Annotated in this window: 12 protein-coding genes; 7 read left to right on the top strand and 5 right to left on the bottom strand. The window is 50.7% G+C overall.

Annotation, left to right across the window (positions count from 1 at the left end):
- Positions 1 to 173: 173 nt before the first annotated feature.
- Complete coding sequence (locus SPK40_RS14125; protein ID WP_330960865.1) at positions 174 to 1,229, top strand: hypothetical protein; 1,056 nt, start codon at positions 174 to 176, stop codon at positions 1,227 to 1,229.
- A gap of 47 nt (positions 1,230 to 1,276) precedes the next feature.
- On the opposite strand, the gene SPK40_RS14120 is transcribed toward SPK40_RS14125, so the two are convergent.
- Both SPK40_RS14120 and SPK40_RS14115 read right to left on the bottom strand, forming a co-directional pair.
- Positions 1,277 to 4,405, bottom strand: a complete 3,129-nt coding sequence (locus SPK40_RS14120) for an efflux RND transporter permease subunit (RefSeq protein WP_330960864.1) — start codon at positions 4,403 to 4,405, stop codon at positions 1,277 to 1,279.
- Positions 4,405 to 5,481 (bottom strand): efflux RND transporter periplasmic adaptor subunit, encoded by a 1,077-nt coding sequence (locus SPK40_RS14115; RefSeq protein ID WP_330960863.1) that lies wholly within the window; start codon positions 5,479 to 5,481, stop codon positions 4,405 to 4,407. The genes SPK40_RS14120 and SPK40_RS14115 overlap by 1 nt, the downstream gene beginning before the upstream one ends.
- 238 nt (positions 5,482 to 5,719) lie before the next feature.
- Here SPK40_RS14115 and SPK40_RS14110 point away from each other — a divergent pair, with 238 nt between their 5' ends.
- Complete coding sequence (locus SPK40_RS14110) at positions 5,720 to 5,917, top strand: hypothetical protein (protein WP_330960862.1); 198 nt, start codon at positions 5,720 to 5,722, stop codon at positions 5,915 to 5,917.
- Between the two features lie 142 nt (positions 5,918 to 6,059).
- Here SPK40_RS14110 and SPK40_RS14105 read toward each other — a convergent pair whose 3' ends face one another.
- The gene (locus SPK40_RS14105; RefSeq protein ID WP_330960861.1) at positions 6,060 to 8,063 is read right to left on the bottom strand and encodes a replication initiator protein RctB domain-containing protein; all 2,004 of its coding nucleotides are present in this window, start codon (positions 8,061 to 8,063) and stop codon (positions 6,060 to 6,062) included.
- Between the two features lie 1,302 nt (positions 8,064 to 9,365).
- Here SPK40_RS14105 and SPK40_RS14100 point away from each other — a divergent pair.
- The 5 genes from SPK40_RS14100 (at position 9,366) to SPK40_RS14080 (ending at position 16,394) form a co-directional block, all read left to right on the top strand.
- A complete protein-coding gene (locus SPK40_RS14100; RefSeq protein WP_248143034.1) occupies positions 9,366 to 10,583 on the top strand; it encodes an AAA family ATPase in 1,218 nt (405 codons plus the stop codon).
- Between the two features lie 3 nt (positions 10,584 to 10,586).
- Positions 10,587 to 11,564 carry a ParB/RepB/Spo0J family partition protein gene (locus SPK40_RS14095; RefSeq protein ID WP_330960860.1) on the top strand — a complete coding sequence of 326 codons (978 nt, stop codon included), beginning with the start codon at positions 10,587 to 10,589 and terminating at the stop codon, positions 11,562 to 11,564.
- Positions 11,565 to 11,674: 110 nt separating this feature from the next.
- Positions 11,675 to 13,768, top strand: a complete 2,094-nt coding sequence (locus SPK40_RS14090; RefSeq protein WP_330960859.1) for a tRNA(Met) cytidine acetyltransferase TmcA — start codon at positions 11,675 to 11,677, stop codon at positions 13,766 to 13,768.
- 308 nt (positions 13,769 to 14,076) lie between these two features.
- Positions 14,077 to 14,484 carry a hypothetical protein gene (locus SPK40_RS14085; protein ID WP_248143038.1) on the top strand — a complete coding sequence of 136 codons (408 nt, stop codon included), beginning with the start codon at positions 14,077 to 14,079 and terminating at the stop codon, positions 14,482 to 14,484.
- A gap of 233 nt (positions 14,485 to 14,717) precedes the next feature.
- Positions 14,718 to 16,394 (top strand): DUF342 domain-containing protein, encoded by a 1,677-nt coding sequence (locus SPK40_RS14080; RefSeq protein ID WP_330960858.1) that lies wholly within the window; start codon positions 14,718 to 14,720, stop codon positions 16,392 to 16,394.
- Between the two features lie 93 nt (positions 16,395 to 16,487).
- On the opposite strand, the gene SPK40_RS14075 is transcribed toward SPK40_RS14080, so the two are convergent.
- Together SPK40_RS14075 and SPK40_RS14070 are read right to left on the bottom strand one after the other, a co-directional pair.
- Positions 16,488 to 17,783: a sigma-54-dependent transcriptional regulator gene (locus tag SPK40_RS14075; protein ID WP_330960857.1), complete on the bottom strand. Its 1,296-nt coding sequence runs from the start codon at positions 17,781 to 17,783 to the stop codon at positions 16,488 to 16,490.
- Complete coding sequence (locus SPK40_RS14070) at positions 17,780 to 19,597, bottom strand: sensor histidine kinase (RefSeq protein ID WP_330960856.1); 1,818 nt, start codon at positions 19,595 to 19,597, stop codon at positions 17,780 to 17,782. Before SPK40_RS14070 ends, SPK40_RS14075 begins: the two co-directional genes overlap by 4 nt.
- Between the last annotated feature and the right edge of the window lie 232 nt (positions 19,598 to 19,829).

Below are 19,829 nucleotides of genomic sequence, written 5' to 3'. Positions count from 1 at the left end.
TACATCTCGCCCGTCCTCAGAAGCATTCATTCGACAAATTTATCTCGGAATAATCAGAAGCTGTGTTGAATGAAGCAAAAAAGCATACCCAATCATGCTGACAAAGCATATGAATACAGATCCATATTTCTGTTTTTGAATACGAGCCACCCACATCTTTGAAAGGAATCCCGATGACTCATTTTAACCAACCGAAGCATCCGCGTATTCTCCGCTCAATCGTGAGTACCGCCTTCATCATTCTGATATCAACTGCTCAGGCGAACCCTGTTTTTGAGGATACCGTCTTCAGCTCTGAACAGAACCTGACCCAAACCGGAAAAGCCCTGAAGGAAAAAAAAGCCAAGAAACTGACCCTTGATTGCTCCAAAAGGCCCGAAGCCTTGAAACACATCATCGAAAACAAATTCTGGCCGATCGATCAGCTCAATCTCACCATCTCCGGCCAATGTCGTGGGCCATTGAAGATTGCTCAAACTCATCTCAGCATCTCCGGCGATGCCGTTCACGGAGCGTCGATTGTGGTGGATCAGCTGCAAGACACCAGTGCCATCGTGATTCAGTCGGCTGTTGTCACACTACGAAATGTCCATATCAACGTCCCGATTGACGTCCCGGCCGTACAGGTAAAAGCCAATAGTAATGTCGCTTTGGATCAGATCACCACCAATGCCATCAGCTCGACAGACACACCTTTGGAGCAGTTTACCGTCAGTGAAAACAGCACTCTCTATCTGACCAGAATGTCAGGCAGTCATATCCGGGTGTCGAAAAATTCATTTGCTGATTTTCAGCAAGAGAATCAGGATTTAACTTTGAATGTGATGGACACTTCTTCCGCCCAGTCCAGCACGCCAAACCAATTTACAGCGGTACAAGTCTCGGGCAACGGCTATTTTCTGGCGGATCAGGGCACACACATCCAAACCCTGATGATCTGGAGTAAGGCAGCCGTGGATATCAATCAACAAAGTTCAGTCGGACATTTAATGATGGGGGGACAGACGTATTTTGCAGCATTCAAAAATTCCTCAATCACAGGCCCGTATGATCTCTGGGGGAATGTGGTATTTGAATTAGAACACGCCACGGCAGAGAACTGGAAAGCAGTGAATCAACCTCACTCAATTATTTCAGGCAACAATGCCACCGTGAATGGCATCCTTTATCCGGGGTGGTCCTGGACCGGGCAGGATGGCAACGAATCAGGTTCCCAGCCGGCTCAATAAGAAGACGTCAACCTGCAACAGTTCCTACTGTTGCAGGTTCACACCACTCACCCCCGCCGCTTTTTCTTGAGCAGCACCGTATTGTCTTTTGCCAGTTCTTTCTCCAGCTGGCGGGTCACAAATTCCGGACTGTTGGTGTGACGCGCCAACAGGTGGTACACCACAGGGATGACCAGCAGGGTAAAACAGGTGGCCACCAGAATCCCGCACAAGACCACAATCCCGATCACCAGCCGGGTTTCTGCACCGGCACCGGTTGCGAGAATCAGCGGCACCGAACCGGCCGCTGTCGTGATCGCCGTCATCAGAATCGGGCGAAAACGGATACAGGCGGCGTCTATCACAGCCGCTTCATAAGCGATGCCCTGATCGCGCAGCTGATTGGCAAATTCCACAATCAAAATCCCGTTTTTTGCCGCCAGCCCGACCAGCATGATGATGCCGATTTCGGAGTAAATATTGAGGGTCTGCCCGGTAAAATACAGCCCCAGCAAGGCCCCAAAAGTCGCCAGAGGCACCGTCAGCATAATCACGAAGGGATGGATATAACTTTCAAACTGCGCGGCCAGCACCAGAAAGACCACAGCCAGCGCCAGCGCAAACACAAACAGAATCGAATGGCTGGCAGTCTGAAAATCCTGCGACGGACCTTTGTAGTTCACAACGGCATCCACGGGCAGATACTGTTTCACCAGCCCGTTCAGATAGTTCAACGCTTCGCCCAGTGTGTAATTGTCGGCAAGATTCGCCTCAATCGTGACCGCCCTGATCCGGTTAAACCGGTTCAGGGTCGGGGCATCGGCATATTCAGTCACCGTGACCAGATTGGACAGCGGGATCAATTCGCCATGGTGACGGGAGCGTACATAAAGGTTGCTCAGATCCTGTGGCGTATTCTGCCGCTCAGGCTGACCTTCAATCAGGACATCATATTCCTCACCCCGCCATTCGTACCGGGTCACCACACGGGAGCCGAGCATAGATTCCAGCGTCTGGCCGATTTCTGTCACTGAAACCCCCAGATCCCCGGCCCGCTCGATATTGATGTTTACTCCCAGCAACGGCTTGGTTTCCTTGTAATCATGATCCAGTCCTTCCAGGCCCGGATTCTGCGCCGCTTTTTCCATGATGATGTCCCGCCATTCGGCCAGCTGCGCATACGTACCGCCGCCAATCACAAATTGGACCGGCTTATTGACCCCGCGGCCGAACGGCTGTCGCATCACCGCAAAAGCAGTAACGCCAGCCAGATCATGAAGCCGCTGCTGAATATCCCGAATAATTACAAATGCATTGCGACGTTCCGCCCAGTCTTCCAGCACCACAATCGCGAATCCGTTGGAAAAATCTTCCAAAAGTCCCCAGCCCCGGGGGGCCCTGACCAGCAGCCGCATAATTTCACCGCTGTCCACCAGAGGCATCAGCCGGTGCTCAATTTCATTCATGTAGGGCTGCATGTATTCATAGCTGGCACCCTGCGGTCCGTTGATCAGAATAAACATTGCTCCCCGATCCTCTCGCGGCGCAAATTCACTCGAAATCCGGGTTGCCAGCCACACGCTGCCGGCCAGCATCAGTCCCAGCATGATGAGAGTCAGCGCAGGTCGTTTCAGGCCATGAATCAGGGTGGTGCGGTAAAATACGGTCACGGCCGCCAGCACGGCACTGACCTTTCGGACCAGCCAGGGTTCCCGGTCAACCGGCTGCATGATTTTCGACCCCATCATGGGCGTCAGGGTCAGTGCAACCAGCGAAGACAGCAAAACCGCGGTACTCATGGCTACTGAGAACTCCCGGAACAATTTGCCCAGATCGCCTTCGAGAAAACCGATCGGCAGAAAGACGGAAATCAGTACAACCGTCGTCGCAACGATAGCAAACCCGACCTGTCGGGCCCCGAGAAAGGCGGCCTTCAGCGGTGATTCTCCCAGCTCGATCCGGCGGTGAATGTTCTCCAGCATGACGATGGCATCATCGACCACAATCCCGATTGCCAGAATCAGTGCCAGCAGCGTCAGCAGGTTGATGGTGTAGCCCAGCGCATAGAGGATAATAAAGGTCCCGATCAGCGACACCGGCACGGTCAGCGCCGGAATCAGCATCGCCCGGACACTGCCCAGAAACAGATAAATCGTGATGATCACCAGCAGCAGCGCAATAAAAAGGGTTTTGTAGACTTCATCAATTGAGGCCTGAATAAACACCGAGGAATCATAAGACTCCTTGATTTCCATCCCTTCCGGTAAGGTCGGATTCAGCTGAGCCACCAGCGCATTCACCGATCGCGCCACAGCCAGGGTATTGGCCGTCGACTGCCGGTTAATGCCCAGTCCGATCATGTCCTGCGTGTTACCGCGGAACATGATTTTCTCTTCCTCTGCAGCCAGTTCAACCCGGGCAACATCCCCCAGCCGGATCAGATAGCCGTCATCCCCGACGCCAATGACCAGCCGGGAAAAATCGTCCGGCGCCAGAAAACTGCGCTGCGTCCGAATCGAAAACTGTCGCTGCGCCGATTCAATCGAACCGGCCGGGAGCTCAACGTTATCGGCTCGGAGCGCATTCTCAACATCCGTCACGGTGAGCTGACGTGATGCCAGTTTCTGCCGGTCGATCCAGATCCGCATGGCATACTCTTTCCCGCCACCGATCCGGACAGCCGCCACGCCATCCAGCACCGAAAAGCGATCGACCAGATACCGGTTCGCGTAATCGGTCAGTTCAAGTGTATCCATCCGGTCGGAAACCAGATTGAGCCACATGATCACTTCCGAATTGCCTTCCGCTTTCTGGACTTCCGGCGGGTCGGCCTCATCAGGCAGGTTATTCAGAATCCCGGAAATCCGGTCGCGGACATCATTGGCCGCAGCATCAATGTCCCGGCCAATACTGAATTCCAGCGTGACATCAGAACGGCCGTCACTGCTGGTGGAACTGATGTTGCGGATCCCTTCAATGCCGGAAACCCGATCTTCCACAATCCGGGTGATCCGGCTTTCGACAATCGCTGCCGAAGCGCCCCGGTAATTGGTCGAGATCGTCACTATCGGCGGATCAATATCCGGATATTCACGCAGCGGCAACCGGTCGTACGCGACCAGACCAAAGGTGATCAGCAGTAAACTGATCACCGAACCAAAAACAGGACGCCGGACAGCCAGATCAGTCAGGAACATCAGCCCGCTCCCCGGTAAGTAAAATGCTCCTCAGATTGAGGGGTCACCTTCTGTCCCGGGCGCACTTTCTCCATCCCCCGGGTAATCACCCGTTCACCTTCAGAGACTCCACTGAGGATCTCCACCGCACCACGACTGCGGATGCCCAGCTGAACCAGCCGCTGCTCCACCACGTTTTCGCCGTTCACAACCATCAGGAAATGATCGGCCTGACGCGGCACAATCGCTTCTTCCGGGACGACCAGTCCGTCACGGGCTTCCACGGTCAGTGCCAGCGTCATCAGCATCCCGGGACGCAGCAATAATTGCGGATTATCCACTCTCGCCCGGATTTCGACAGCGCGGGTCTGCGGATCGACCCGGCTGTTAATCCCCGTCACCTTGCCGGAAAAGAGCTGATCAGGAAACGCAGCAACCTGACCGTTAACCAGTGCACCGGGGCGGATCTGCCCCAAAAAACGTTCCGGGACCGAAAAGTCGAGTTTGACCGTATCCAGGGCATCCAGCGTCGTCACCACCATACCAGGTGTCACCAGCGCTCCCTGGCTGATCTGACGAAATCCCAATACGCCGGTAAAAGGCGCCACAATCGTGCGGGCATCCAGCTCGGCCTGATTCTGTGCCAGAATGGCTCTTGCGACCTCAATGCCGGTTCTGAGCTTATCCAGCTCCGAGCGGGCCATGGTATTTTGCCTTACCAGTCCCTCGATCCGGTGATACTCCCGTTGCTGCTCATTCAGATTGGCCTGCGCAGCCCGGACTTTGGCCTGCTGCTCACCGGAAGTCAGCGTTACCAGCAGAGCCCCGGCTTTCACCTGCTCACCATCTTCAAAATGGACCTGCTCAACTTTTTCAGTGACTTTCGCCGTGATTTGAACAGACTCCCGGGATTTCACAGTTCCCAGCGCTTCGACCTGGCGGGCGACATTTTGTCGCACAACCGGCTTTACCACGACATTGGGCGCGGGCCGCGACGACCTGATCTGGGTCTGTGCATTGCGTTGGTATTCGGTGTACCCGATTCCCAACACCAGCGCCAGCAAGAAAAGCATGCCAACGGCCAGGGTGACTTTCATCCATGTGCTCCTGTAAACCGAGCCAGAAGTGAAGAAAATAGGAACTTACGCCAATCTCAGTAAGTATAGCCAGCCGCTATTTATTGACGTCACGTCAATTGAGAACGGCCCACGGCTGTGCGATGGACAAGAAAATGAAAAACGCCAATCCGACGAGTTTACAGTGTAAACCGCACCGGCATCTTGAATTCGTCGGGCGACAGAGCGAAGAAAAACGGTGTTTCAGAAACAGGCTTCAATGAACAGCAACGGAAAGATGATCAAGGGGAAAAAGAGTGAATGGCTGATACAGGCTGGCGAAGAACTGGCAGTATCCAAAAGAGCGCAGGATGACGCCTTCAGGGCACAGCAAAAAACAGGCAAAAAAAAAGCGAGCCGGGACGGGCTCGCAACAAACTCACATATTGCATTTTCGAGAGACTCACAAGATAACTGACCCGCCATCCTTGCCAGGTGTTACCTTTCTCATCGAAAGGGACAAAGGTTATATCGAGGTTTATTTTGGCTTTTTTTCTGTTCCGAATGTCATCGCAATGTCAAAACTCTTTGATTTGACGGAAAATCTTTGATGTTTCTTCCTATCTGCCGTTCGCAATATCATCCAGTGCCGTCAGGACCTGATCATTGATGTGCCCCTCATGCACCAACTTGCACACTTTGCGCCGCACAGCCAGCCCTGAAATCAGTCGTTCAATGGACAGATGGCGCTCATCATGCTGATTGTTAAACAACTCGACCATTTTACTCAGCGTCTCATAAGCCACGACTTCGCCGCCCACACGCAACCAGTCCAACTTATCCAGATAGCCCTGACATTCTTCCGTGATCACGCTGGCCGCATGTCCAGACATAGCAGAAAGCGCTGTGATACTGCGTTGCAGGGCCTCCTGAGAGGTATATTTTGACAGGACAATGGTCAGCTCATCGGCATTAATCTCAACCAGGTGCTTTCTGAGCTTCACACGACGCCCCAAACGGCCCTTCGGGCGCCCTTCCTTGCGTTGTATCGGCTCGAACTCACCGTCAATGATAGAAGACAGCTGTTCGAGCTCCTGACGCGGCAGAATTTCGTTTCGCAGCGGGTTGGGCATCGTGGGTGCCAGCGAGCGTTTGCCTTCGTTGTGCATCTTCGCACGAGAGAAACGAATGACCTCTTCGGCATCACACTTGATCTCAATCTGATAGTCCTGATAACGGGATGCTTTCCCTTCTGCCGGACTGATGGTCAGGTGATAGCCCCACAGGTTCACCGCAAACAACGACTCAGTCACCTTCCCTTCCGCGAGCTTTTTCAGTTCACGGATCAAATCAGTCGAAAAACGACGCCATTCGATGTTACGGGCCAGCTTCTGGTTCAGTTCGCTCAGCAGCATGCTGTCGTGCCCGCGCCGGGTCATCCGGCTCCGGAAGAAGGTATACAGCTGGAAGATCAACGTATGCTGACGGAGGATCTCCGGCGGGAACAGGAAGAAATAATCGCGTGTCAGCAGTTCTTCAAAAAATGAGGGTTCCCACACCAGAATATACAGATTCGGCTTGATCCGGATTTCACCGTCTTCGCCTTCCTGCGGTGCTTCTTCAGACGCGGTGATAGTACGGGCCAGAAAACGGAAGCGATCACTTTTGAAACCTTCCGGCATATTTTCACTCAGCCAGCGCCCTGTCAGCTCATGCAGCTGAAAGTCCGTAAACTCGATCCGGTCGATACTTTCACGGATTGAATCCCGGGCCGGACCGCTGTCCTTCTTCCCGCGCAGCGCGAGAATATCGGTGATATAGATGGGCGTTTTATTGCTCATGTGCCGCGATTGCAGCTCATATTCCGGCAAATGATGATCATGGTACTGCACGGTCAGAGTGAACAGGGCAAACAGGGTCATCATGTCGTCTACCGTCATGATCGCCTTCGAGGATCGTGTCTCAATGATCGCTCGGGTGCCGGAAATCGCAACCATCGATTTCTGATAGCTTTTCTTGGTTCGCGGCGGCGCCAGTGCCTGATCAATGATCCCGGCCCAGCTGGTCGGAGATACAACAATTTGATCGGCTTCATCCGGCATCATGGGTGGGGTTCCCAGTCCATGCTCATTGAGCAGTCGTTTATTCACGACATTCTGTGCCAGGGCCTTTGAGCGCTTCTGCTTTTCTTTTTCCTTGCTCTGATCTGACTGTAAACCGGCAGTGCCCAGCTGAGAGATCAGCAACGCCGGATTGATGAAGTGGTGCAGCATGGTTTTTCCGGCCAGCCCTTCCTCAAACCGCACAGGCTGCTGAATAAACAGTCCAATACTGACGGCAGCCCGCAGACGTTGCTGTATCGCGGCACGTGTTAACTGACCTTCTGTCGCTTCAACCAGTTCTGTTGTCGACACCATGCCGTCCTGGCTTGAAAGGCCTCGCAGGGAAATCAGATTCAGCAATTCAATGATGCTTTTCGTCACACCTTTAAAATGCTGATATTGAGGCAGCCAGTCGATCAAAGCCTGAGGAATTGAAAATAAATGCCCGTCCTTGTGGGATCGAGGTGCGGAGATCAGGATCTTTTCGTCGTATTTCTCATCACGTGTCGCGGAGGACTTCATCTGTCAAAGGCCGTAAATTGATCATCTTTCCGGAAAGAATAATAAAAAAATACTAAGAATGAAAGCTTTTTTTACTGTGGCTTTTTAATCATGATCTTTTTGATTTGAATGATCTATCTGATGAACTGATCTTATGATCCGGGCAAAAAATTCAAGCTAAGCTCATGATAATTAAAAGCTAAATTTATCAGCGCACTGGAAGTATGATCAATGATGTTTCGGATCGGTGATCAACATCGTTCGGCAAGCATGATCATACTGTTTCCGGATTCATGATCAACAAGGATTTGAAAGCATGATCATTATTGTGACAGAAACATGATCAATGCATTTCTACAGGTTATCCACAGGGTTGTTCAGGGCGTTTTGATTTTCCCTGCACGGTTCAGGCTGAAAAAGCATCAGGATGGGGAAATGGATGTGTTTTTACAGTCAGAACGATGATCAAGTGAGTGCTATTTTGACTCTCTGACGACCGTTTCATTGTATCCGCCGCTCCCGCTGATGTTTTTTTCGTCATTTTCAAAATGACACTGCCCGTAATTGCAGCGAGGTTTTATATGTGTCCGGTAAAGGAAAGATGATCAAGACAGGAACCGTGTCATTTCAATTGCCAGCTATAGAGCCAAGGAGCCTGGATTTCTTCTCTTTCAGTCTGTTTTCTTTACTCGGGATTCAAGTACATCAAGCACTGACCGTAATTTAGTGGCTGATAAGGATGCTTCCGGTGGGATCCGAAACCAGACGAATGACAGGATCAAACCTTGATCATTGATCCGATCTTGTCTTTATAATTTCAGCTGTTTTTTCGCTGAAGTCCTGTACAAATATTCCCTTGATCATCGTTTCGTTTTCCCTCGAGCTGTTCCGAAGCATGATCAAGGTAAATACCGAATGGATGTTGGAGGGGACCGGATTGGGGTCTGCAGACGATTGCTAGGGCAGCTTCCGTACGGACGTTGCTGTCTTTCAGGTTGAAATCGGCAGCGAATTTAAGTTGAAACGACAATGCTCGTACTTTAGCCGTGGTTGATCAGGCTTCCAGAGAATCAGACTTAAAATTGCTTTACATTGTAAATTTGTGACGCTGTGACATTTTAAATCTCAGGCTGTTGAGTCACTCTGGTTCACATAAAGTTTAGGCTTATTTTGTATCGTTTTTGTCGGAGAATACGCCTTTTATCAAGTTTGACATAAATTTGACTTGAGGTGTTTGTCACAGTTATACGTTCAGCTTTTTGTTGTTTTTGTATATTTATGTTGTACAATTTTGCCAAACACACTGTAGGGTGAAAGAACAACATGAATCGGTTAGAAACAATTGAAAACTTGCTCAATATTGCAGAGCAGACCAAACAGGTCCAGGCGGACCGAATTGAGATTGTGTTGGAAGAACGCAGGGATGATCATTTCCCATCCATGTCGAAAGCTTTGATGGAAACCCGTTCCGGTCTGACCCGTCGTAAACTGGATGAAGCGATTGCCCGGATGGAAGAAGCCGGTCATCAGTTCACGAAAAATAATGCCAATCATTACTCGATCACCCTGAGTGAAGCGCACATGCTGATGGATGCCGCTGAGCGTCCGGCTTTTCATGAACGGCAGAATGGCAAACGTAAGCCCTGGGTTGTGAACGTGCAAAACCAGAAAGGCGGAACCGGTAAATCGATGACCGCAGTTCACCTGGCGGCCTGTTTGGCGCTAGATCTGGAAAAGCGTTACCGTATCTGCCTGATTGACCTGGATCCCCAAGGCTCTCTCCGTTTATTTCTGAACCCGCAAATCAGCATCGGTGATCAGGAAAATATTTACTCTGCAGTGGATGTGATGCTGGGGAATATTCCGGAAGAGCTGGCAACGGATAAAACCTTTCTGATGAATAACGTGGTGATGCCGACTCAGTATCCGAATCTGAAAACGATTGCCGCTTTTCCTGAAGATGCAATGTTCAATGCTGATGCGTGGCAGGATCTGGCGGTCAATCAGAATCTGGATATTGTCCGCCTGCTGAAAGAGCGTGTGATTGATCAGATCGAGGATGAATTTGACATCATTATGATTGATACCGGCCCGCACATCGATCCTTTGGTCTGGAACGCGATGTATGCATCCAATGCTTTGCTGATCCCTTGTGCGGCGAAGCGTCTGGACTGGGCATCTACGGTGAATTTCTTCCAGCATCTGCCTACGGTGTACGAAATGTTCCCGGAAGACTGGCACGGACTGGAGTTTATTCGCCTGGTCCCGACCATGTTTGAAGATGACAATAAAAAACAGGTTTCTGTTCTGACTGAAATGAACTATCTGCTTCAGGAGCAGGTGATGATGGCCACTGTGCCTCGCAGCCGTGCTTTTGAGACTTGCGCGGATACTTACAGTACCGTCTTCGATCTGACAACGTCAGATTTTGAAGGGGGTAAGAAAACCTTATCAACTGCCCAGGACGCGGTTCAGCGGGTTGGCCTTGAGCTGGAACGTGTCATGCACAGTCACTGGGCGAATTTGAACCAGGAGAAATAACAGGTGGCAATAAAAACGAATGATCTGAATGCCCGTCTGTTCGGTAAAGCCGATAAACGGCGCGCGACGACTGTTGCCGAAGTACAAAGTGCGGTCAAAGATAAAGCGGCTGTGATTGAGCTTGCCGTTGCGGGTGAAACGACGGTTGCTTTTGAGCTGGTCAAAGTCGTTGCGGATGAAATTGGCACAAAAACTCAGGTATTTGCTCAGAATGCCCGTGAGCAGGCATTTCTCAATGAACATGCGTTGGCCGATATTCTGACGACCCTGAAAGATCGTGGCCAGCAGTATCCGGCGGTCGGACGCTGGATGGATGACGGCCGGATCGAAGTTCTGGATGGCAGCCGTCGCCGCATGGCGTGTTTGCTGGCGAAACAGGATTTTCTGATTTACGTTGCCAAGGGAATCAATAGCCACCACGCGAAATTCCTGTCTGATGTTGCAAACGCGCACAAGCCTTTGTCTCTGTATGAGCGGGGAAAAGAAATGCAGGCGCTGCTGGCTGGCGGTAAAGTGGCTGATCAGAAAGCCCTGGCCCGGTACTGTCAGTGCAGTGAAGCGCTGGTGAGTGGTGCGCTGAAAGCAGCCAGTCTGCCGATGGAACTCTTGATGGCTTATCCTAGTGTCGGGGAGCTTGGCCGCCCGACGATTGTCAAGCTGCACAAGCTCTATTCCTCGATGGATGATGAACAGCAGAAATCCTTTGTTGCCGCACTGTCTCAGCAGGAGCAGCCGGTATGGCAAAGCGTCGATGCCCAGGGAATTACCCGGATCACTCGCGAAGTGACCAGCCATATCGAGCAGTTGAGTGAGCAGGTACGTCCGAAAGCGCCGGTCGACAGTAAGCCTCAGGCAGTTGAGCTGGTTCGGGGCCAGGCGACTTATGTCCGTGATGGCGACAAACTTCAGCTGAAATTGAGTCAGCTTTCCGACCAGCAGGCAGATGAGATTCTTGCCTATCTGGCCGATTATCTGAAATAACATTTCAGGTGAATCATCTCAGCCACGTCAGACGACGTGGCTTTTTTTATTCCTCTTGATAGTATACAGGCCTGTTTCCCCATCTGTTTTCTGTGACTTCAGAGGCCTGTATGTCTGAACTGTCCCATTTTTTTTCTGCGCTTGCCCATCGTGCGCAAGCGAGCCGGCACCGAGATTTCGTATGTATTGAGAGTGATCAATCATGGGGAATTGAGGCCGCTCAATCGGCATTGCCTCTGTATTCCTCTTGCTTATGGCTCGGCGAACATGCGCCCGATGGCGTCGATGCACTTTTGCCCGGTCAGGCAAAATCCTGGCTGGGTCAGGATTGTGACTGCCTGGTCGTCGATTTGCATTGCGGATTCGATGTTGAAGCCCTCGCGGCGCTTGCGGGAACCATTCGCGGAGGCGGTCTGATGATTCTGCTGTTGCCGCGAGTACGCGCTGAGATCTGGCAAACGCCTTTTATGCAGCGCTTCCTGACCCGGTTACAAGCCCCTGAGGTGATGTTCCTGACCCGGCAAAGTGACGGACAAATCATGATTCCTGCATTGCCAAATGATGCGATTGTCCCGGTGACGCAACCTGTGCGTCCTTACGGATGTCTCAGTGAGGAGCAGGTTACGGCTGTTGAGGCTGTGCGTCGAGTGGTGACCGGTCATCGCAGACGCCCTTTGGTGATCACTGCAGACCGGGGACGGGGAAAGTCTTCTGCCCTTGGTATTGCCGCTGCCACACTGATGCAGGAGAAAGCAAGGCAGATTGTGGTGACCGCGCCGCGCCAGCGACATTGCCAGACCTTGTTTCATCATGCCGCACGAGTTTTAGGAGCTTCCGGTTTTCCCGGCTATCAGCTGGCCAGCGAACACAGCACACTCAGTTTCTGGGCGCCAGATCGTTTACTGGAAGCGCTGCCGGAGATGGATTTGCTGATTGTTGATGAAGCGGCAGCAATACCGGCGCCTTTGCTTCAGAAGATGTTGGCGTCTTACTCCCGAGTGGTGTTTGCCTCCACCGTCCATGGCTATGAAGGCACCGGACGTGGTTTCGCCATTAAGTTCAAAGCCGCTTTGGATGTGATGACACCGAACTGGCGTGCACTGTCGATGAATCACCCCATTCGCTGGGCTGAGAATGATCCCTTAGAACAATGGCTTTTTCAGACCCTGTTGCTGGATGCCGAACCATCCGCCGTTGCTCTGCCTTTGCAAAGCGAGACACTTGAATATCGTCAGGTCTCACCGCAGTGGTTACTGGCACGGCCGGACAGGTTATCCAGTTTATTCGGGCTGTTGATTCACGCGCATTATCAGACGTCTCCGGCGGATCTCAGACAACTGTTAGATGATGAAGCGGTGTTTGTTTTTGTGGCCTTACAGCAGGACACGATTTGTGGTTGTGCCCTGGTTTCCCGGGAAGGCGGTTTTTCAGCGGAGCTGGCTGAAGCCGTTTGTCAGGGAAAGCGGCGTCCCAAAGGACATTTACTCGCTCAGTCAGTTGCGGCCCATCTTGGGCTGGCCGAGGCTGCCAGTCAGCATTGCGGGCGAGTCTTAAGAATTGCGGTTCATGACGATGCCCGTCAACTTGGTGTCGGTTCGGCTTTACTGGCATGTATTTACGATTGGGCGCGGCAACAAAAGCTGGACTATTTAGGGACCAGCTTTGCGGCCAGTGGAGAGCTGTTGCCATTTTGGCAAAAAGCCGGTTATCTGCCTGTTCGTTTGGGCGTTGCGAAAGATGCAGCGAGCGGTTGTCATTCGTTGTTGAGTGTTCGCCCGCTTTCTGTGCAAACGACACATTGGTTTGAAACGGCACAAGTTTCGTTTTCCCTGAATTTTATGGCGCAGGCTTGTGAACAGTTTCAGTCTCTTGAAAGTGACGTGTTTATCCCTTTGTATCTGCATGTATTACGATTGTCGTCAATCCCTGAACTTCTTGAAACAACAGAGCAGCAGTTACGAAATTTTTCGCAGGGTGGGCTCGGTTACGATTTGATCATTGGCCAACTTTCTCTATGGCTGCAACATCAGATGAAATTGGGTCGGTTGGAGAATCAGCACGGCCTCGAAGTGATGGTGGCGAAAATCATTCAGCGTCAATCCTGGTCATCGGTTCAGCAACAATTTAGCCTCAGTGGTCGTAAACAGGCTGAGCAGTTTCTGCGTGATTTTGTCGCCAAGACCCTCACATTACCCGCCGCTTAAGTGTTATTTACACTGTAAATTGCTCATCGGTCAGATTTACAGTGTAAATTTTCATATTTGATTCTTACCTTCATTCAACGCGTTGAGATTGGACGATTCGTCCCCTTTCTTTTCAGATGCTGCAAGGTAAGCGAATACTTACCCAAGTCAGTGGTCATGCTAAAAAAAGTACAAGGTACTACCACAAGAACAGCAAAACTAGGCTAGAGTTATTTTACCTGATCGTAAGATTTGTACTGAAACTGAGCGGAACAGGCAAAACGTCTGGAAGCACAAAATAATAATCAGGAAGCGTTAAGGGGTGGGATATGAGTTTTGTAAAGGTAGAGAGCAAGGCAATGCGAACCTTGATTGAGCCGGGAGTGCGCTCAATTAAACCCAATATGACGTTCAGCCTTGTGTCCGGCGGCTTTGCCGCGCGCTTACTGAAGAAAGCTAACAGCAGTGTGGGCTCATTGTCTTCAAATGAATGTAATAATTTGGGATTGAAAGTCCGGCTGAACAAATTAAGCAAGAATTGCATCTATTTTATCGCGATGGTGCCACTGGATTTATCGGCCTCTTACCAGCTTCAGGTTCAGGGACTAAGACTCTTGGAAGGGTACCTGACTGCAGAATCCTCTGGGGATAATGACGTTCATTTGCCTTGCATTTACCAGTTCCATCCGGATGAATGGCTGACGGATGATGATTTGAACTGGCTGATTGCTGACTAATTGACTCACTGAGACACAAACAGGCGAGCGAGCATGGATTTTCCTGCTCGCTTCTTTGTTATTCTTTTGAACCTGCTCCACGAAGTGTGACTGTCTTCTATGTCTACTCTGTTGAAACTTCTGTAAGATTTTAAAGCGTATTGAGATTAAGCACAGGTTTGTTTTCTTTGAAACTCATGGAGAGCCTATCACCCGATCTTATATCTCAATTGGGAAGGGTACAGGAGGAATCGATGAGGGAAGAGGAGACCGCCATGCTGGAATCTCTGCTTACGTTAGAACCGCAAGGCGTCCATCTGAGCTTAATCATGAGTAAACCAGAAGACGGTGATTCGCAGGAAATTGATGTCGATGCGATCGATGCATTTTTGGCTGCGTCACCATTTCATGATTATTTGCGTCTGGATTCAGCAATTCAAGATGCCATTCAATACTGGAATAGCAAGGTCACCTCCGGCGAATCTGTCTTTGTTGTGGCAGAGCGTAAGGATGTTCAGATTGATATATCTCTTTCTGACGATCACATGTGTGCCTTTGTCGCACTGACCGGTGCATTTGGCGGCGATAAATTAACGGCTCAGATTCTGATCGAGGCATTGAAAGCTCAGGCCATTGTCCGTGGCGTGAGTAAAAAGCGGCTACAATATTTGCTGCAAAAAAGCTGGGAATTAGCGCCTGGCGAAACTTTCTCTTTGAAGGTTGCAGCTGGACGCCCTGCCGTACAGGGTCAGGATACGCAGTTCGAAGCCTTGGTTCCGGATGCGTCTGAACGCATTCTCGCGCCTCAGGACAGTGACCACGGGAAAGTAGATATGCGTGACCTGGGGCAACTGATCACGGTCCAGGCCGGTCAGGCGCTGATGCGCCGCTTGCAGCCCACGAATGGTGAATCCGGATATGATGTGCATGGCCGGGTCGTTCATCCGACGCCAGGAAAAGAGATACCTTTCCAGATTGGCGTTGGTACCCGTCTTTCCGATGATGACAGCAACGTGCTTGTAGCCGATAAAGACGGTATGCCACGTCACGGGAAGACCGGGATGGCCGTTGATGACATTCTCACCGTCGATAAAGTTGATGTGACAACCGGTCATGTTGATTTCAACGGGGCTGTGCTGGTTTACGGCGATGTCAGTTCTGGTATGAAAATTAAGGCTGCGGGTAATATTACCGTCACAGGTGTTGTGGAACTGGCTGAGCTGGAAGCCGGCGGCGATATTATTGTCGCAGGGGGTGTAATCGGAAGAATGCATGAAGGCAAGCTGGTTTACTGCGGTTTGAAATCCCAGGGAAAAGTGGCGGCCAAATTTGCGCAGTATGCTCAGATTGAATCCGGGGCTGATACAGAATTATACCTTCATCTGGCGCACAGCCTGGTTCATGCGAAGGGAGCTGTCCGGGTCTCGGATGCAGCGCAGCGTCATGGCAGCGTGACTGGTGGTGTGACCATTGCTGATGGCGGTGTTTATGCCCGGGTACTGGGCGCTGAAGCGGGTGTCGAGACTCAAATTCAGTTGATGGGACAATTCCGGGAACTAAAAGCTGAAATGGACTCCCTGAAATTGGAAATGAAAGAGGCGGAGGAGCGGATACACCAGTTGGTGGTGCTTCAGATAAAACTTTCAAAACAACCCAGAGACAAACGTTCGCCTGAACTGGTTGAGAAAGTGAATACTGGGAAAGCACATTTTATGTCTAGTCTTGCAGACATGAAAACCCGCCACCAGCAGCTTCGCGAACAGTATGACCTTCAGCTGGCGTCTGCGAGAGTTGAAGTGAGTCATATGATTCATGCCGGCGTCCATGTTCGAATCGAAGAGAAAGAATTCATTGTCGAAGAAGACATGACGGCTTGTTTCATCTGTTGGAAAGATCAGATGATTGTTTGTCAGCCACTGAAGTCTCACTGAGTTGGTTTCTGGGGGATTATTTACAGTGTAAATCTGGTGACCGTCAATGGGGGCTGAAGTATTTACACTGTAAATTTTGTCAGAGGATTGCTCTCAGAGAGAGTCTTTAAAATCTTCCTTATCTAATCCGTGCTTTTTCATTTTGTCATACAGCGTTTTTCTTGCTAATCCCAACTCGGCCTGCACATCCTTCAAGCGGCCGTGATGGCGGCGAAGCGCATCACTCAATAATGTGAATTCAAACTGATGTACTTTCTCAGCCAGAGTGGGCTGAGGACTGTCCATATTCAGAGGCTGTTGTTGATTAAATTGATCCCCTAGCAGCACTAAACGTTCGGCCAGATTTCTTAACTCACGGACGTTGCCGGGCCAGTGATGAGCGAGTAGCTTTTCCTTTTGTGCTGTACTCAGAACCGGGGCTTCAATGTTGTAGCGTGAAGCAACCGTGCGAATAAAGTTTTGAAAGAGCAATTCGATATCTTCTTGACGTGCCCGAAGGGGCGGCAAAACAAGCATGCAGTCCCGAATGATTTGATACAGTTCTTCGGTAAATTGGTTTTGCCCGGTCAGTTGCTTCAGGTCTGACTCACTGCTGGCAATCAGTCTGATCCGGTGAGCTGGTTCGGTTTGCATCGATTGTGTCTGCAAAGCCGTGACCAACAGTTGCTGCGCCGGAAGCGGCAGCTGGTCAATGTTTTCCAGATACAAACTACTGCCTGAAGCGGATTGCCATTTCCCACCCTGACGCGTGAGTTCGTCTTCAAATTGTTGCGCTGTGAGGTCCTGACACTTCAAGGTGATCATAGGTCGATGCTGACGCGGGCTGTGATCATGCAGAAACTGAGCCATCATCCGTTTTCCTGTCCCGGATTCTCCCTGCAGTAATACACTTTGAGTGTGATCTTTCAGCTGGAATAACCGTCGTCTGAGTTGCTTCATCGCGAGGTTGTTGCCCAAGATACGAGGGCCTGGACTGCTCTGAGATTCCAGCTCCCGCTTCAATTCCCTGTTCTCAAGGATCAGTTCCCGCTTGTCGCATGCACGTTTCACGACATCAAGCAGATGCTCGGTGGAAAAGGGTTTTTCCAGAAAATCGTACGCGCCTATTTTCATGGCATCCACAGCCGTAGAGATATCACCATGGCCGGTCAGCATAATTACGGGAAGCTCGTCATCAATACTGAGTGCCTGTTTGAGAAAAGTCATGCCATCCATACCCGGCATATTGATATCGGAGATGATGACGCCCGGGAACTGGTTGTCAAAGGCGCTGAGCGCTTGTCGGGCACTGGCAAACAACTGAACCTGATAATCTTCAAGTTCCAGGGTTTGTCCCAGTGAATCACGGACTGACTTTTCATCATCAATGAAGATGACTGGTGGTTTCATTCTTGTTCCTCTTTGCCCAATGGCAAACTGATTCGGAATTCAGCGCCCCCGCCTTCATGATCATGCACCGTCAGGCTCCCTGAAAATAAATCAAGAATACGCCGGCAGATGGTCAGGCCAAGTCCCAGACCGTCCTGCTTGGTGCTGAAAAACGGGGTAAAAATTCTTTGCTTTTGGGTGTTATCTAATCCGGGGCCATTATCCCAGATTGAAATGATCACACGCTGACGACCGGCCTGAATACTGATACCAATTATCCTGTCATGGACGGCATCTTGCGCCTGAATGGCATTCTGGATCAGGTTAATGATGATCTGTTCAAACTGGACCGCATCAATCTTTACCCGAACCTCTTCGTGAAGACTGAGCATCAGTTTGACCTGATGATTGGTCAGGGAAGCTTGCATCAGCTGAATGGCATTTCGGATTGAACCTGTGACATCCACAAAGCTTTCCTGCGGTGTCCCTTTGCGGGCAAAAACTTTGAATCGGGCAATGATATCTGCGATTCGCTGATTCAGATCATTCAGTTGTTCCAGGTTACTGGCGACGGCTTCATAGCGTTCTTTGTGCAGCAACTTGAGGCTGTTTTCGCAATAGGCGCGCATCGCAGCCAAAGGCTGATTGATTTCGTGATTAATACTGGCAGACAGTTCGCCCAGCATAGCCAGTTTCGCGGTCTGGATCAGCTCTGTCCGGGTTTCTTTTAATTCAGCCTGGGTCAGTTCATATTGCTCAATGGCATGCCAGAGTTGTTTGTTCGCCTGATGCAGGTGTTCCGTGCGGTCGGCAACCTGCTCTTCAAGGGTGTCATTTAATTTAGCCAGTGCTTCTTTGGCACTGAACGTCTGCCACCAGTAGATCAGCACCAGAACCAGCAGGATATAAAAAGCGACAAAGAGCAAAACACTTTCAAACACCTCACTGAGGATCTGATAGGTTGGCATGAAGCCGTAGATGACCCATCCTGCTGTATTCATCTCATGATGGGCGTACAGAAACGACTGACGTTTTTTCTGTTGCGACAACAGAATCATGGCCTGACGACTGGCGTTGAGCTCGTTCAGGCTTGAAACTGCCGTCAGAGCAGTCAGCGGGGGATCGCCATATTGACGGCTCTCCAGCACACTTTGCTGCTGGGCATCAGTCAAGGGAACCAGGCTGTGATAAATCCAGCTGTCGATGGAGCTGTAAAACACCACACCGAAGGGATCGCTGATCACATACTCCAGCTCCTGGTACTGCCAGATTTCATCAACCAGATCCAAATCGATTTTTATCACGATCACACCTTGAACATGCTGGTCGAGACCGTAAACCGGAGCGGAGAAGAAGTAGCCGCGTTTCCCGGAACTGATACCTAAAGCAAAGAACTGCCCCGGGTGGCCTTTCATGGCGTCTTTGAAATAAGGGCGATAGGCATAGTTGGAGCCGACAAAACTGTCGCCGGCCTGCCAGTTACTTGCAGCCAGTGTATCTCCGGTTGCATTCAACAGGTAAATCGTGTCGGCAAGCAGGGTCTTGCTCCAGTAGGTCAGCAGCAGGTTGGTCTGCAACAATTTAGCCTGACGCTCTGTCTTCGGGGCTGCCTCGGCCATCAAAGAGTCCAGGAGCCTTGGATCATGGGCGAGCAGTTGTGGCAGCTGCTGGTAACGTTTCAGACGTTGATCGAGCTTTTCCCCCAGAGAGGAGATGTCATATTTGATCTGCCTGGATTTTTCATCAATAAAGTGCTGCTGCGTGATCAGGCCAATCATGATGGACAGGATTATTCCCAGCCCGGTCAGCAGTACGAGTGTTGTTTTTTTTGGCAAAGCGGCAGACCTGTCTCAGTGCATAGTGAAGAGGACAAATTATCACTTTTTTTCAGATGCCTCTAAAGCTTGTGTCCTTCAGATTGATCCCGATCTTTGTCTGTGTAGTTTATGGCAGGAAAAGACAGCGACTTTGCAGGAGATGCTTGTTTTTCAAGAGGCGACATTGGACAATTCAGGACAAGACTTATCCCTGCTCAGTGGCGCATTTCAGCACCCGGCAGAAAGAAAA

This window comes from Photobacterium sp. 53610 (genome assembly GCF_036409375.1).
Lineage (GTDB): Bacteria > Pseudomonadota > Gammaproteobacteria > Enterobacterales > Vibrionaceae > Photobacterium.
The sequence above is the reverse complement of the archived record's forward strand: the minus strand, read 5'-3'. Positions and strand labels throughout refer to the sequence as shown.